This window comes from Clostridium sp. UBA6640, from assembly GCF_002455975.1.
Classification (GTDB): domain Bacteria; phylum Bacillota; class Clostridia; order Clostridiales; family Clostridiaceae; genus Clostridium_J.
Map to the genome: position 1 here is coordinate 26,774 of NZ_DKLM01000172.1, position 17,028 is coordinate 43,801.

At 28.5% G+C, this 17,028-nt stretch carries 12 protein-coding genes and 1 pseudogene; 4 read left to right on the forward strand and 9 right to left on the reverse strand.

Translation table 11 applies throughout. From position 1 onward, the window contains the following. Positions 1 to 82 precede the first annotated feature (82 nt). The 4 genes from B2W91_RS20625 to B2W91_RS20640 form a co-directional block, all read right to left on the reverse strand. Entirely contained in the window at positions 83 to 1,711 is a 1,629-nt protein-coding gene (locus B2W91_RS20625; RefSeq protein WP_291584356.1) for a putative polysaccharide biosynthesis protein, read from the reverse strand. Positions 1,712 to 1,723: 12 nt separating this feature from the next. Continuing rightward, positions 1,724 to 2,686 carry an RluA family pseudouridine synthase gene (locus tag B2W91_RS20630; RefSeq protein WP_291584358.1) on the reverse strand — a complete coding sequence of 321 codons (963 nt, stop codon included), beginning with the start codon at positions 2,684 to 2,686 and terminating at the stop codon, positions 1,724 to 1,726. 26 nt (positions 2,687 to 2,712) lie between these two features. Then, positions 2,713 to 3,906: a M20 metallopeptidase family protein gene (locus B2W91_RS20635; RefSeq protein ID WP_291584360.1), complete on the reverse strand. Its 1,194-nt coding sequence runs from the start codon at positions 3,904 to 3,906 to the stop codon at positions 2,713 to 2,715. 533 nt (positions 3,907 to 4,439) lie between these two features. Then, positions 4,440 to 6,446 (reverse strand): ATP-dependent helicase, encoded by a 2,007-nt coding sequence (locus tag B2W91_RS20640; RefSeq protein WP_291584362.1) that lies wholly within the window; start codon positions 6,444 to 6,446, stop codon positions 4,440 to 4,442. A gap of 143 nt (positions 6,447 to 6,589) precedes the next feature. Between B2W91_RS20640 and B2W91_RS20645 the strand changes: the two genes are divergently transcribed. Both B2W91_RS20645 and B2W91_RS20650 read left to right on the forward strand, forming a co-directional pair. Continuing rightward, positions 6,590 to 8,068: a nicotinate phosphoribosyltransferase gene (locus B2W91_RS20645; RefSeq protein ID WP_291584364.1), complete on the forward strand. Its 1,479-nt coding sequence runs from the start codon at positions 6,590 to 6,592 to the stop codon at positions 8,066 to 8,068. A gap of 22 nt (positions 8,069 to 8,090) precedes the next feature. Beyond that, complete coding sequence (locus B2W91_RS20650; protein ID WP_291584365.1) at positions 8,091 to 8,474, forward strand: hypothetical protein; 384 nt, start codon at positions 8,091 to 8,093, stop codon at positions 8,472 to 8,474. Positions 8,475 to 8,608: 134 nt separating this feature from the next. Here B2W91_RS20650 and B2W91_RS20655 read toward each other — a convergent pair whose 3' ends face one another. From B2W91_RS20655 to B2W91_RS20665, 3 genes and pseudogenes are all read right to left on the reverse strand, one after another. Then, positions 8,609 to 8,824 (reverse strand): hypothetical protein, encoded by a 216-nt coding sequence (locus B2W91_RS20655; RefSeq protein WP_291584367.1) that lies wholly within the window; start codon positions 8,822 to 8,824, stop codon positions 8,609 to 8,611. Positions 8,825 to 8,996: 172 nt separating this feature from the next. Continuing rightward, positions 8,997 to 9,609 (reverse strand): annotated as a pseudogene (locus tag B2W91_RS20660) (lactate utilization protein). Positions 9,610 to 9,709: 100 nt separating this feature from the next. Continuing rightward, complete coding sequence (locus B2W91_RS20665) at positions 9,710 to 10,336, reverse strand: NUDIX hydrolase (RefSeq protein WP_291584369.1); 627 nt, start codon at positions 10,334 to 10,336, stop codon at positions 9,710 to 9,712. A 139-nt stretch (positions 10,337 to 10,475) separates the two neighbouring features. Here B2W91_RS20665 and B2W91_RS20670 point away from each other — a divergent pair, with 139 nt between their 5' ends. Next, complete coding sequence (locus tag B2W91_RS20670; protein WP_291584371.1) at positions 10,476 to 11,723, forward strand: D-alanyl-D-alanine carboxypeptidase family protein; 1,248 nt, start codon at positions 10,476 to 10,478, stop codon at positions 11,721 to 11,723. Between the two features lie 104 nt (positions 11,724 to 11,827). Here B2W91_RS20670 and B2W91_RS20675 read toward each other — a convergent pair whose 3' ends face one another. Both B2W91_RS20675 and B2W91_RS20680 read right to left on the reverse strand, forming a co-directional pair. Continuing rightward, on the reverse strand, positions 11,828 to 12,676 hold the full coding sequence (locus B2W91_RS20675) for a hypothetical protein (RefSeq protein WP_291584372.1): 849 nt from the start codon (positions 12,674 to 12,676) through the stop codon (positions 11,828 to 11,830). Between the two features lie 271 nt (positions 12,677 to 12,947). Then, positions 12,948 to 15,146 carry a type IA DNA topoisomerase gene (locus B2W91_RS20680; protein WP_291584374.1) on the reverse strand — a complete coding sequence of 733 codons (2,199 nt, stop codon included), beginning with the start codon at positions 15,144 to 15,146 and terminating at the stop codon, positions 12,948 to 12,950. 126 nt (positions 15,147 to 15,272) lie between these two features. On the opposite strand from B2W91_RS20680, the gene ltaE reads away from it, so the two are divergent. Further along, positions 15,273 to 16,310 (forward strand): low-specificity L-threonine aldolase, encoded by a 1,038-nt coding sequence (ltaE, locus tag B2W91_RS20685; RefSeq protein ID WP_291584376.1) that lies wholly within the window; start codon positions 15,273 to 15,275, stop codon positions 16,308 to 16,310. Positions 16,311 to 17,028: the final 718 nt, after the last annotated feature.

The window sequence follows — 17,028 nt, forward strand, 5'->3', positions numbered from 1 at the left end:
ACAGTGAAAAATAATTTAAATAAATTTCACACTATTTCTCACCTATTTTATTATAAATAAATACAATATTAAAATATTGTTCCTACCTTATCTTTAGCAATAACTTCTTAGGTATAAATCTTACTAGTTTTCTAGGCAGCACTTGAATATCCTTTTTTCTAATTCCACCTATATATATTAATGATACAAAATACACTACAGCAGCAACAAATATAGTAGTAGCTATAGATAATGCATTTGCTATATATCCTTTTGATAACATTAAAAATACTTTATATACTAGGTTGTACCATATTAATCCTACAGTAGCCATAACTGCTGATGCAATAAACGGTTTAATTATTGGTCTTACAATACTAACTTTAATTTTAAGACTTTGATTTATTAATACTTGATTTAAAATAAGCATTATTAAAAATGAAATAGCATTTCCTATTATTGCTCCTAATATATTGATTTCTGGAATAGCTACAAATACATAGTTAGCAATAATTTTTCCAATAAGTCCTATTACTGAAAATATTGTTACTGCCTTAACCTTCCCTAACCCCTGTAATATAGATGTTTGTAAATATACTATTGCCATTAATATTATTACATAAGATCCATAAAATAATAGTTTAGATATACTTAAATCAAGCTTTAATAATTGAAGTATTTGTAAACTAAATGCAGAAAGTCCTACAGCAGATGGAACCGTAATTAAATAGGTTGCTTTTACACTACTATTAACACTATTTCTTAAAGATTTCTTATCTTTAGTAGCACTATGACCTGAAATTATAGGAACTATTGAAATCGATAATGAACTTACTAAGGCTAAAGGTACATTTATTAATACGGTATATTGGCTTAATACTCCCCATAATATTTCTATATTTGACTTATCAAAACCAGCTATATCTAATCTACCTTTCACCAATTTTAAATCTACTAGAGTTCCCGCTTGTTGTATAGCTATACCAATAGTTATAGGGATAGCATAAAATAAAATTTTCTTTGCAATTTCTTCATTTGAAGCCCGTTCTATACCTTTATGACTATAACCTAATGGTATATTATTGACTTTATTTTTTTCATAGAATCTAAAAAAATATATTGCTGCCACTAGAGCTCCTAAGGTTGTACCAACAGTACCACCTGCTGCTCCATATTCATTTCCATATCCAATTAATAAATAAGCGAAGATCAAACTAAAAGCTGTATTAAACACCTGCTCAATTACTTGTGAAATTGCTGTAGGAGTCATATTTCCTCTACCTTGAAAATAGCCCTTATAAGCACATAATATAGTAGTAATTAATATAGTCGGTGATAATGCCATAAGTGCATATGTTGATTGTTCACTATTCATGCTTTTTGCTAAAGGTTCTGCAAATAAGAATAGTAACAATGTTAGTACAAGTCCTAACATAAAAGCCATAGCTCTTGCCATTTTAAAAGTTTTAACTGCATCTTTATAATTACCAAGAGCTATAAATTCAGAAACTATTTTAGAAATAGCCACCGGTAATCCTGCATTACCTATTATATAAAAGTATTGAAATATTTGATAACAGGAATAATATACTCCTATACCCTCCGGCTTTAAAATAGCTCTCAATACTGGAACATATAAAAGAGACATTAGTTTTACAAAAAGCATTGCCATACTTAATATAGCAACACCTTTAGCCGCAGATTGTGTGTTTAATTTCGAACTATTTCCCATAACACACCTCCACTAGATTTTAAAAACATCATTTTTTATCTTCTTAAGTATTGGAGGTAACGATTCTGCAATTGTTTTATTTTCTAAATATGATAGTGTATCAGGAGTATTCTTAAATATAACCTTATAAGCATATAAGAATTGATAGTTTAATCCATATCTATTAATAAAAAAACTATTTAACTTTTTATCACCGTATTTGATATCTCCTACTATTGGATTTCCTAAAAAGGATAAGTGAGCTCTAAGTTGATGGCTTCTTCCTGTCAATAGATCTATTTCTATTAGTGAAAAAGTTCCACAGCTTTGTATTGTTTTAACTTTCATAGCTATCTTTTTTGTGTTTGGCATTGGTTCATCATAAACCTTAGATATGTTCGCATCTTCATTTTTAGAAATATATGCTTCATACATTCCATCCTTAATTCTATTTTTCACTAATGCCGTATAATATTTTTCGATTTTTCTCTCTCTAATCATCTCATTTAATTGTTTTAGTGCATTAAAATTCTTACCAAATAATACAATACCGGAGGTATTTCTATCTAATCTATTACACGGTGCAGGAGTAAAGGTTACTTCCTTCTCTGGCTGATAATCACCTTTATCATACAGATAAGAAAGCACATAATCTGTCAATGTAGCCTCCCCATTTTTTTTATCACTATGTACTAAGACTCCTGGCCATTTTTCTACTAATATCATATTTTCATCTTCATAAGTTATTTTTAGTTTATTATCAATTCTATCAAATTGTTTTTTCTTATTATTACTTGCTTCAGTTTTAATTTCTCTAATCTCAACTATATCCCCTTCTTCTAAGGAATATTTTTCTTTTACCTTTTTACCATTTACTTTAATGTCTCCCTTTCTAAATGCCTTATATATTGCACTTAATGGAACATCCTTTAATAATTTTCTTGCAAATTTATCACATCTTTGTCCTGCTTCATTTGGTCCTATATCTATCTTCATATTTTCCTCCTAAGGTAAAATTATTTTTATAATGATTTATTTAAAAAATCCAATGCCATTTTACAATGCATAGCTGTTCCTATAACTAAACACTCTTCATCTATATCAAACAAGCAGCTATGAGCAGGATGTACAATTCCCTTCTCTAAATTGCCGCATCCAAGCCAATAAAACATTGAAGGCTTTTCTAAGGAAAAATAAGCAAAACTTTCAACTCCCATAGTTGGTTCATTATAGACTTTAACTTTATCCTGCCCTAATAAGCTTACAGCACTATTTTCAAATATATCATACATATTGTCATCATTTAAAAGGCATGGATAGCTTTCATCAATTTTTATTTTACAATTCCCTCTCATAGACGTAACTATGCCATTTACTATTTCTGATAATCGTTCCTTTACATATTCTCTATGTTCTATTTCCATAGTTCTAAGTATTCCTGATATTTCAACTTCTTCAGGTATAATATTTTGTGCTGTACCACCCTTAATTGTCCCTACTGTTACTACCGCTGAAGAAGTCGGAGAAATTTCTCTACTTACAATAGTTTGGAGTGCTAAAACTACATGACTTGCAATGACTATTGGATCTACTCCTTTATGAGGGCTTGCACCGTGTGCACCTCTACCATATATTTTTATAGTAAAAGGATTTGAGGCCGCATAAACAGTTCCTCTTTTAATTCCAATTTTTCCACATTCTAAATTTTCGTCTACATGAAGCCCTATAACTCCATCCACAGAAGGATTCTTAAGGACACCTTCTTCAATCATTAATTGAGCTCCTCCTACAGTCTCTTCTGCAGGTTCAAAGAAAAATTTTATATTACCACTAAATTCATCTTTAATAGAATTCAATATTTTTGCAGCACCTAGTGCTATAGTTGTATGAGCATCATGACCACATGCATGCATTTTTCCCTTTATATTAGAAGTATATGCAGTAGTTTTCTTATCCTCTAGTGGCAAAGCATCCATATCTGCTCTTATAGCTATAGTCTTAAAGTTCTTTTCTTCTGAGTGTTTTCTTCCCTTTATAGTAGCTACTACTCCAGTTTTAGCTACTTCAGTATAAGGAATATTTTCATTCTTTAAAAAAGCTTTGATCTTTCCTGAAGTTTGAGGCAAATCAAAACCTAACTCAGGATTTCTATGTAAATCTCTTCTAATTTCAATTAATTCATCTTCTATATTCTTTGCCATATTGAGAAAATCCATAACTATGCCTCCATAAAAAAATAATAGACCTTCTTGTCTATTATTTTTAAGCCTAATCTTTTTTTACCGTACTTTAAACTCATTAAGATTATATACTATTATTAAAAATACTTCAACAAATCCTTAATTATTGTTATTCATTAATTCTGTTAAATTATTATAACATTATATTAAAGTTCAGCCTAGATCGCATAATATTAGTGATATTGAAAGCTTATTTAAATACATTTTTTTATATTTTTAACTTTTATTTTAGTTTACTTTAAATTTAATAATCATAATTATGATTATGTAACCTATTTAAAATAATTATCTATGTCTTACTTCTTTAATTACTTTGAATGCAAAAAGACTACTTCAAAAGTAGTCTAAATAATATTAAATAAAGTTGTTTTAATCTCTATAATAAAAAACATATCTTTTTCTACTGTTTTATTTATATTTTTTAATATTTTTCAGTAACAATCTAGCCATCCTTTTATTCCATACCTCCAACCACTTCTTCAATAGTTACATGTATGGAAAGAATTAAACTATTTATCTACTAATTCTATTAAGCTATAATCACATACTATATTTAAATCAAATCTTTTATTTATGTTATTAAACTCAATTTCTATTGTACTTTCATCTATATATGTAATCTTACCTCTACCGTGACTTTTATGAACTACAAGATCATTCAATTTAAATGGAAGTGAATTTTTGTATTCACATTCTTTTATAAATTGAGAAGGTCTATAACTTTGACTTTGTATTTTCTTAGGTATAAATAGAAATAGATTTTCAATACTACGAGTCATCGCTACATAAAATAATCTTCTTTCTTCTTCTATATTACTTTCTATATTGTTTTCGTGGGGAATATATCCTTGTACCATATTAATTATGAAAACATTTTTAAATTCCATCCCTTTTACACCGTGTATAGTACTTAATATTACTGCATCATCTTTTTTATTTTTATTTTTGTTTGTTATATGATTTTTATATTCTTCTATATAGGCCAAAAAAGAAATAATAGTTCTATGTTCATAAGCGGAAGACTTAAATTCTTCTAAAATGTTTTCTAAATCCTTAAGGCTACCTTTAAACTTTGAAGAGTAATCTTTTAAGTAATCATAATAACCTAAATCTTGAATAACAAAAGCAATTGCAGTATTCAATGACATTTTATTTAAACTATGTATATCATTTTTTAATTTATCTATATTTTTTATTTGAAAGGTCTTAATATCATTACTAGATTTTAATATTTCAAAACAGTCTTCATCTGAAGTACTGTATCTAATTTTCTCCAATAAGACTTTACTAACATATCTATAAGGTTTATTTATAATTCTTAAAAAGCTTTCTTTATCTCTATTATTAATGCTTAATCTCAAATAGGATATTATATCTTGACAAATAAAATGTTCAAAAAAATTATATTCTTTATCTAAAAGCCTAAAAGATATTCCTTTTCTAATGAAAGTATCAATTATATTTCTACTTTCAATATTAGTTCTATAAATTACAGCAAAATCACTGGGTTTCTCTTTATCAGTTACTATCTGCTTTTCTATATGTGAAGCAATGTAATCAGCCTCTAAATTTTCATTGTCGCTATTTACAATTTTTATTTCACCATTATATTCTTTATGGGCTATTATATTTTTTTTACTTCTTAGAAAATTCTTTTTTATAACCTTCATAGAAGTTTCTACAATATTATTAGTACATCTATAATTAGTAGAGAGAAATATTTCTTTTGCATTTGGAAAATACTCACTAAAATTCACCATGTAATCTGGTCTAGATCCCCTAAAACTATATATGCATTGATCCTCATCTCCTACTGCAAAAATTTGATTATTTCCTTTAAGTAATTTTAAGATATCTATTTGAATTTCATCGCAGTCCTGAAATTCATCAATTAATATATATTTAAATAAATCTCTATAGTTCTGAAGCAACCTAGGATTCTTAATAAATAAGTTCTTACACATTATTTGTAAATCATCAAAATCATATATATTTTTTTCATTTTTATAGCTCTCATATATTTCATAACAGTTTTTAAATATATCCTTATCTAATGTTGTCTCAAATTCACTAATTTGTAAGTTGCTACTTTTAAATAAGGATATGTTATTTATATACTCTTTTACTTTTTCATCCCCTACCTCATCCATATAGGTTGATAAAAAACTTCTAATTATTTTATAGGTTTCTTGTGATTCTATGATATCTATTTTCCCATAATAAGAATTTAATATTTTATAAAATAGTCCATGAAATGTACCAAAAAAAGGACTGACTTTTTCTTTACTTAAATACTTATATCTATTTCTCATATTATTTGCAGCAGCTTTAGTAAAAGTTATAACTATAACATTTCTAGGATTAACATTTTTATATTTTATCAAATGATGAACTTTATTAACTATTACAACAGTTTTTCCGCTACCTGGACCAGCACTAACTAATATGTTTTCTTCTTTGCAAACTATTGCTTTTAATTGTTCGTCACTAAGCTTTTCATATTCTTTATAACACATATTATTACCTCATATTTAAATAGATTTTATTCTTTAGCAAAATTGCATATAATATACTTTATAATCCAATAACTTTATAGATTATATACTATGATTATGTTATAATATAACACACAATTTATAAAACAGTAAGGGGATAAAAAATGAGTACTTCACAAAGTTTTAATGTAAAAAATCATAGAAATTTAACCATGCTAGTAGATTTTTATGAATTTACCATGATTAATGGATATTTAAGTAATGATGTTCAAGATACCATTGCTTATTTCGATATGTTCTTTAGAAGAATTCCTGATGGCGGTGGGTATTGCATCATGGCCGGTGTACAACAGGTAATAGAATTTCTTTCAAGTTTAAAATTTACAAATGATGATATAGAATATCTTAGAAGTAAAAATATCTTTAGTGAAAGCTTTTTAAAATATCTAGAGGATTTCGAATTTGCTTGTGATGTTTGGGCTATACCTGAAGGCACACCTGTATTTCCTGGAGAACCTTTACTAACAGTAAGAGGTCCAGTAATGCAGGCACAGTTTATTGAAACAATGATACTTCTTACTATAAACCATCAAACATTAATAGCTACCAAAGCAGCAAGAATTTGCGAAGCAGCAAAAGGTCGTCCTGTCATGGAATTTGGTTCTAGGCGTGCACAAGGATACGATGGTGCTATATATGGAGCTAGAGCAGCTGTTATTGGAGGTTGTAATTCTACAGCATGTACTATAGCAGAGGAAATGTTTGGTATTCCTGCTGTAGGTACAATGGCTCACTCTTGGATACAATTATTTGACAGTGAATATGAAGCCTTTAAAGCTTGGGCCCTTACTTACCCAAACGATACCGTTTTACTTATAGATACCTATAATGTTTTAAAGTCTGGAGTGCCTAATGCAATAAAAGTTTTTGATGAGGTACTAAAACCAATGGGTAAAAGACCTAAAGCAGTAAGAATTGATAGTGGAGATATAACTTATCTTACAAAAGAAGTAAGAAAAATGCTAGATGAAGCTGGTTATGAAGATGTGGGAATTACAGTTTCTAACTCTTTAGATGAGTTTATAATTAGAGCTGTTCTAGAAAATGGTGCTGCCATTGACAGCTTTGGAGTAGGAGAAAGATTGATAACTGCTAGAAGTGAACCTGTATTTGGCGGTGTTTATAAGCTTGTTGCAATAGAGAAAGATAATGTAATTATTCCTAGAATTAAAATCAGTGAAAATATCGAAAAGATTACAAATCCTGCTTTTAAAAAATTATATAGAATCTTTGATAAAAAAACAGATATGGCTATAGCTGATTTAATTTGTCTTAATGATGAGGAAATAAATATTGATGAACCCCTAGAAATTTTCAATCCAACTTTTACATGGAAGAGAAAGAGACTAAAAAACTATTATGTAAAAGAATTAATGGTTAAAATTTTTAATAAAGGCAAACCTATATATAATAGTCCTTCTGTAATGGATATAAAAGAGTATTCTAAAGTTGAAACTCAAAAACTTTGGCCCGAAGTTTTAAGACTTCAAAATCCACATAATTATTATGTAGATTTATCTAAAAAACTTTGGGAACTTAAAGAATCATTATTATATGAATATTCTTCTAAATACCATGAATAATATAAGAATTTAGGTGATTAGTATGTATGATAAACCTAAAATAAAAATATCTAATAGTGCCTATGATAATTTAATTTCTCTATTACAAAATCATATTGAATATGGCTTTGTTAGATTTAAATATGTCAATGGCTGTTGTAGTTCACCAAAAGTGGAAATTTTATTAGATAATGAAAATCATAATGATATCAGAGATAATATAGAAGAGCTTAATATACTTTATGATGATGAAGTTATAAAGTATATTAAAGAAATTATTTTAACCTATAAAAATAACTCTTTTATGGTTAAAACTATTCTTAAGGACGGAGTTAAAAATACCTGCACTAAGAAACTCCAAGGAAATTGTAGTGGTTGTAGTGGTTGTAGTAAAGGATGTAACTTAAAGCAAAAAAATAGCACCTAATAGTGCTATTTTTTTATACCCTTTATATCTTTATAAATTTATATAAAAAATCCAATTAAATATATATTTTTCTTAACCCATAAAAATATTATATTTTACAATTTATATTCAGGCGAAGTAAGTTAATCATATGCCTATAAATAACTTTCATTATAAAGTATGCTTATAGGAGAAGTTTTATCATCTTTTAAAAAATCATACTCATATATATTTTTAATTACCAAAGGCTTAAAATTTTTCAATTCTGCAAAGGGACATTTATTTTCATTTTCTGACCATTTGTATAGTGCACATTCTTTAAAACATTCAACTTCTTCTTCAAAAGTAGTCAACAAAGGACATTTTGACATTATATCACCTCATCCTGAATTATTAAAGTCCTGTCTATATTATAAGGCATAATAGCAATAAGATAAAGTATTTTTAGAAAATTATGTTATTTTAGAATATTAAACTTAATTTAACATAAAAAATCGTGATTAAACTATCGCGATTTTTTATAATCATATTCAAGGCCTTAATTTAAAATCCCATTTCTTCTCCTATAATTATAACACTTATATCACTTAGCATAGGTTTCTTCTTTAATACAGAATACGCTCTACAAATTCTATTTTTACTATNNTGGGTTGCTACAAGCTAATCTCTTATTATTTTGAGGTGCTGCTATATTTTTAATTCTTTCAAAAGCAGCCTTTTCATCTTTTACTATTTTATTTACCCCTACAACCATTATAACTTTCTTAGGACCAAAAGTTATAGCTGCAACTCTATTTCCAGCACCATCAACATTTACTATTTCTCCATTTAATGTGACTGCATTACTGCTACAGAGAAATAAATCACTCACTAGTTCTTTTCTCATTATATCTATCTTTTCATCTTGAGTGATCCCTGGCTCTCCATGGTCTATAATAGTTCCTCCAATTTTTATAATCTTCTTTTTAATATCCATAGATTTTATTGTCACTGATCCCCCAAAAGCAACTACATCCCCAGGTTTGATATGATACATTATGAAATTTTCTGCCTGCTCCTTTGTTTCAAAATAAATAGCATGAAATTGATTTTTTTCTAAGGCTTTTACTACTCTTTCACCTATAGCTTGATTATGCCATTTATATACATGTTCCATATAATCACACCCCTAAAATCATCGTTATTTATACCACAATACGAATAAAATTTTAATTAAAATATTATATTAATTTTAATTAATTATTATATATTCCCTATTATATCATAATATTACTATCACTCTTAATAATATCTATAAAAGACTTTATAACTTGCGCTGTAAACCCCCATATTACATAATTATCATATTCATAAAAATATTCTTTCAATTTACCCTGTCTAAATTCATACTCTTCACCACCATTTATAAGATGAAAAGGAAATCCTTCTTTATTTATTGCTCCAATTCCTAGTTCATATAATAATGGAGTACTTTCCATAAAAAATTTTAGTGGTACTGTAAAGATGTGATCTACCTCTTCTTTACTTGGTATAATTTTTTCTAATTTAGTTTTTGATATAAATGGATACATAAACATTCTATAGGGACTTATAAAATAATCCATATCACCAATATACTCTATATCATCTTTACTTAAGTTAAGTTCTTCCATAGTTTCTCTAATGGCTGCTTCTTTAGGAGTTTCTCCTTCTTCAATCATACCACCAGGTAAACATATATCACCGGGCTGAGTTTTCAACTTATTAGATCTAACTTCAAATACTATATTTAAATCATGATTCTCCTCATCTTCACAAAGTAAAATCATAACTGCACTATTTTTGTATTTACCAATTGGTTTTGCTTTTCTATCTTTAAAAATATCTTTTATGTTATTTATCAAGATCCACACCTCGCTAGGTTTATTATATCATAAAAATTATAAAAAATAATAATAACCTCCATTTACCTTGTCCATTTAATCTTAAAATGCTATACTAATTTTATGTTTTAACATAAATTATGTAAAGGGGAAGTGTAAAGTGAAAAAAATAACTAAATTTATAGCATCTACACTAATATTTACTTCAGTATTTTCCACCATTGCCTTTGCAAAAGCACCAGAGCCAGAGCTTATAGGTACCTCTGCATTAGCTGTGGATTTGGAAACTAATGAAATAATATATGCAAAGAATATTGATGAAAAAATGTATCCTGCAAGTATTACAAAGCTTATGACTGCATTACTTTTAGCAGAAAATAAAAGCCCTGGAGATTTGTTAACCTATCCTCAAGCTGCCAAAAATGAGGCTCCCTACTCCTACGGCTTAAATGTTCATCCAGTTGATGCTGGTGATACTTTTACTGGTTCAAATGCAATGGATATTCTTTTATTATATTCTGGTAATGACATAGCTTATATGATTGCTGAAAATGTAGGTGGAAGCGTAAATAATTTTGTTAAAATGATGAATGAAAAAGCAAAAGAGCTAGAAATGACTAATACTCATTTTGTAACACCTAATGGATTAGACGACAATACTCCAGACCATTTAACTACTGCTTACGACTTAAGTATACTTCTTAAAGCAATAATGTCAAATGATTGGACTAAATCCGTTATAAATAAGAAAGAAGCATCAGTTCAATCTACCAAAGGTCCAATAGCTAAAATTGAAAATAGAAACAAATTGCTTGGAGTTAACGGAAATATAGGTGGAAAAACCGGATATACAGACAAATCTGGTCGTTGTTTAGTTTCCGTTTATGAAAGAGAAAATCGTAAAATAGCTACAGTGGTTCTAAATTCTGAGTATGACTATCCTAAGGACACAAAAGTATTTGAAGATATGGAAAAGTTGGCAGATTATAGTTATAGTGCAGAAAAAGAACTCCTTCTTCAAAAGGACAGTGATCTTAACACTATTACATTAAAATATAATGCTATTCCATTAATAGGGCCAGAAAAAGCAATTAGAGTACCTGTAACTATTCATGAGGATATTACATATTATGATACAGAACTAAAGCCTGAAATTAACTATAATGTTAATCACTTAAGTGCTTGGAAATTAAATAAAGACAAATCAGTTGGACAAGTGTCTGTAAAAATTAGAGACTCTGAATCTAAGTATGATTTGTATCCTACAATTTCAAAACTTGATATAATTAAGGAAAATATTTTAATATACTCAATTATGTTAATTGTAATAATTTCCTTGATAGTTCTTACAATTTACTTAATCAATAAGAGAAAACATAGTAAAAGAAGATATACACGTTATTACTAGTATATAAGCCTATAGATTGAGATCTATAGGCTTATAATATTTTATAAAAAAAAGACATCTCAAAATAAAAGATGCCTATATGTACAAACTCAATTTTATTCAATTTATTTAGATTTTGAAGCTATTTCAATATTTTTTTGATGCTCTGGATCAGAAACTGCCTGCACACTACCATCTTCATGTCTAGTGCTGTTTAAAAAATGGATATCACAAACACCATCCATATTATTACCTTTAACTACGTCTAAATTCTGTCCTGTACCATATCCATCTGATAAATTAGGCGCCTGGGAAAGTGCAGGATAGGCATCATTCCCAGCATGGGGCATTCCTGCCATAGATGCTGCAATTCTTCTGCCATTAATTTTTACAATTATCGGTCTTCTTTCCCAAGAAAACCCTCCCCATATGCTTTTAATTACTTCTGTATCCTTAGAAGTCAATGCTTCAACATCGGCATGATTTGTGCCAAAGGTTCTTTTCATCTTAAAAGTCTTACCAGTATAAACATCCTCAATTTCAGCTACTGCTCCAATAGGATATAAATATTGTGCTTCACCCCACCAATCCAAATTTTCTATTTTGGGTTTAGAAGGCTTCTGAATCATCTTGTCTGTTGATATAGTAGCACCTTTAGGTAATATTTGATTTGCGTCAACATCATCTATATTACCTCCTCTTGAAAATACTATTCTTTCCTCTTCATTATATGTATTATCACTATGCTCAATTTTTTTTGTTCCTTTAGGAATTTGATCTTCTACACTATTATCTTTTACTGGAATGGATTTTCCCAAAGTAGATTGTTCTTCTATCGTTGAACTAATTGCACTATTCATAAATGTATCATATACGTCAAACTCCTCATTACTTTCTATTTCTACAAGGTGAGTTAAAATCACGGTGCTAATTAATAAACTCGACGATAAAATAATCTTTTTTACTTTGTTCATACTCAATTATTCTCCTTTTGTTCATAAGCCACTCAATATTTTTCTTTAGGTCTTATGAATTTTTCTAAATATATTTTGGATTAAATTTCTATAATTATTCTTATTAATTATAATATAGTGTTTTGTAATCAAATCTTAATAAATTTACTTGCCTATTATTATATAATAAAATTGGGTGAATTTTAAGTAGAAATTTTATACAAATAAAGCAGTACGAAAAAAGGAGCTATACATCAGCAGTTTTTAACTGCTAATGCGAAGCCCCTTTTTCTTAATCAATAAATTCTATATTCCAATTAAAATATCCCGTTTTCTCATTTCTTTCATACTTAAAGTATGCACTGAAAGTATTCCCTTTTTTACTCTTAAGATTTCTAAACCCTACTTTACCATTTTGAAGTAATATCTTTACCATCTCTTTAGATACTACTTTTCCAAATGAAGCTATATATTTATCATCTTTCCAGATTGTATATCTACACCCATTTTTCCAGTTAGTACATCCAAAGCTTTTTTCAGCTTCTACTATCGCATTCCCACATATAGGACATTTACCAATAATCTCTTTTCCTTCTGGTAATTGAACTTTAAATTTATGTAGAAGTGAATTGTCATTTTTTATTTTATCTACTGATTGTGTCGTGAAATCATATATAAAATCCAAGAAATCCTCTTTTTTATATTTGCCTTTTTCTATATCTGATAGTGTCTTTTCTAGCTTTCCTGTATATTCCAAATCTAAAAGTTCTTTTGCAGGAAAGATTTCAACTATAGTTCTGCCAAGTTCAGTTGTAATTAAACTCTTACCTTTTGCTTTAATATATCCAATATCTTTAAGCTTATTAATAGTTTCAGCCCTAGTTGCAGGAGTTCCTATGCTAAATCCACTTAATATTGCATTCATCATTTCATCTGTATTAGTTTCATCATCTAAACTTTCATCTTTATCCTCTTTATCATTTTTAAAATTTTTACCACAGGTCTCCATAACCCTTAAAAGTGTTTTTTCCGTATGATACTTAGGTGGTTTTTTAGTAACCTTATTAACCTTATTATCAGTAATATCAAGATTTTCATCTTTCTGCACTAATGGCAAAATTGTATCTTTAGTATCTATTTTTTCAACAGCTCTCCATCCTTTAATAATTTCGACTTTACCTTTTGCAATAAACTCTCCAGGAACTTTCTCATCATTTACCTTAATAGTTATTTTAGTTTCTTCAAATTCAGCTACAGGCATAAATTGCATAATAAATCTATTCTTTATAGCATTATATACATCTTGTTCATCTGCGCTTAACCCCTTTGGAATTACATATGTAGGAGTTATAGCACTATGACTTTCTACCTTAGAATTATCAAAAACTCTTTTTGATTTTACAAACTTAACTTGCTCTTCATAAGGTAATCCCTTTTTTAGATTTTCTAAGACTTTCTTCACTTTATCTTCTAAACTTTCTTCCAATACAACGCTAGCTGTTCTCGGATATGTAATAAATTTCTTTTCATAAAGGCTTTGAGCAACCTTTAATACTTTATCCGAAGTCCAACCCTTATATTTACTTGTTATGTATCCTTGCAAGTTAGACAAATTAAATAATGGTTGTGGATATTCTCTTTTCTTTTCAATTTCTTTCTCAATAACTACCCCACTTTTATCAACTAATATCCTACTAATCTCATCTAAATATTCTTTTTTCTCAAACTTTTCACTAGAATTTTCATAATAAAGAGTCTCAAACTCAGTATTATCTTTCGATTTATAGATAGTTGATAACTTATAGTAAGAACTAGCTTGGAAATTTTCTATTTCTTTATCTCTATCATAAATAATTTTTAATGTTGGTAAAAGCACTCTTCCAATATTAATTACTTTTCTATCTTTTCCAGTTCCTCCGTAACGTAATGTTGCAACTGAAGTTAAATTAATTCCAATTACCCAATCTGCTAACTGTCTTCCAATACCTGCATCCTGTAATGGTTTCATTTCTGAATTAAGTTTTAAATTTTTTATTCCTTTTTTTACTTCTTCTTCCGTCCACTCGTTAAGGAGTATTCTATATATGGGTTTGTTTACATTAAAATGTATGAACAATTCATCCGAAATAACCTGTCCTTCCCTATCAAAATCTGTTGCAGATATTATTCCATCAACATCTTCCCTATCTATTAAACTTTTTATTATATTAATTTGCTTTTCTGCACCTTTATCTACAATATTTCTATTGTAACTATCACACTTAACCTTATATCTAAAATCACTAGGTATAAATGGGAACTTTTCCATTCTCCATCCTATCATATTCTCGTCATAATCCTTTGCATCAAGCAATTGTAAAAGATGACCAAAAGCCCATGTTATTATATAATCGTCTCCCTCTATATATCCATCTTTTCTAATTTTACAATTTAATGCCTCTGCTATATTTCTAGCCACAGAAGGCTTTTCTGCTAATATAAGACTTTTCATTTAAATCACCACTTGTAAATTTATATATTATTTTTTTATTATACCATATTTGAGATTTAATATTTTCTAATATAATGAAATAAATTATAATAGATATTATAACTATAATATTTAGGGGGAAAACTTATGAAATTTATAGATTTAAGAAGTGATACTGTAACAGAGCCTACTGACAAAATGAGAAAAGCTATGTTTGAAGCTATAGTAGGAGATGATGTTTATGAAGATGACCCTACTGTTAAAGAACTTGAACAATACGCTGCTAATCTAGTAAACAAAGAAGCTGCATTATTTGTTCCTAGTGGAACCTTTGGAAATCAACTTGCGCTTTTTACTCATTGTAATAGAGGTGAAGAAGTAGTTTTAGGAGATAATTGTCATATTGTAGCTCATGAAGTAGGAGGCGCTTCTGTAATTGCAGGAGTTCAGCTAAGAACTATAGATAACCCTAAGGGTATATTAAATACATCTGAAATTGAAAAAAGAATTAGAAAAGAAGATGATATTCATTTTCCAAGCACTAGTCTTATTTGTATTGAAAATGCTCATTCTAGCGGTGTAGTTATACCTTTAGATAACATGAGAGATATTTATAATCTAGCAAAAAAATATGATCTTAAAGTACATTTAGATGGAGCAAGATTATTTAATGCTGCTACTTATTTAAATGTTCATCCTTCAGAAATTACAAAATACACAGACTCAGTAATGTTTTGCTTATCTAAAGCATTATGTGCTCCTGTCGGTTCTATATTAGCAGGTTCTAAAGAATTTATTGATAAAGCTAGAAAAAAAAGAAAGCTATTAGGTGGAGGGTTAAGACAAAGTGGATTTTTAGCAGCTGCTGGCTTAGTAGCTTTGAAAGAAATGATAAACCCTTTAAAAACTGATCATGAAAATGCATTATTATTAGCTAATGAACTTGAAAAAATTCCTGGTATCGAAGTTAATAAAAAGGATATACACATAAATATGGTATTCTTTAGCTTAGAGAATACTGGAAATGATGGACAAATAATCGTAGATGAATTATACAAAAAAGGGATTAAAAGTAACGGAGAAGAAGATGGCTTAATGAGATTTGTTACCCATCATTGGATCACTAAAGAAGATATTTATTATACTTGTGGCGTATTAAGAGATATTATTAATAAAAGCAAGTAGTTTTCTTAATTGTTAACAAAAAATTAAGAATATGAAAAATTATTTTGGTAACCATATTAGTATACAGAGGATGTAAAGTGGTTGAGCCAAGAGTGTTTGTAGGCTGGAAATGGCTTTATAACATTCGGTCAAAGGTGTATATGGGAGTGAAAATTCTTATATAGGCTGGAGAGAAGACTATTATAGGTGGTGAAATGCTGTGTATGTGCATAACTGTATATACAGGGTTCTAAACTATGTATAATGGTCGAGCTAAGATAACTTAGGTTGCCGCAGGCATAAGGTATCCTCTTAGAAATGCTAGGCCAATATTTTAGTCTATTTTTCATCATACTGCGTTGTCATACCATGCCCATAGATTCACTATGAGTAGAATCTGACACCTTGTCTGATGAGGCATGTTTTAAGAAATAACTAGTCGGTATGCTCATTTATTTTGCATCATGCCCTGTTGTCAGAACTCCATTGTAGCTAGACTACCGTGAAAACCTGTCTATCTGTCTGATACAAAATATATGTCTTATCTTTAACTAGATATTTTATTCCATGTGCCTAAAATATACTAATATCTTTGGTTTATTATTTTCTTTTAGATGCCTAATTAAAAGCTAAGGGTGTTACTTAGTCGAAAGATTAATTAATGCTCTACAGGTATTCTATTTTGTCGAGTAAAGATGTATGTAGGTTGTGTAATGTTTATATGTAGTCGAAGGATTAT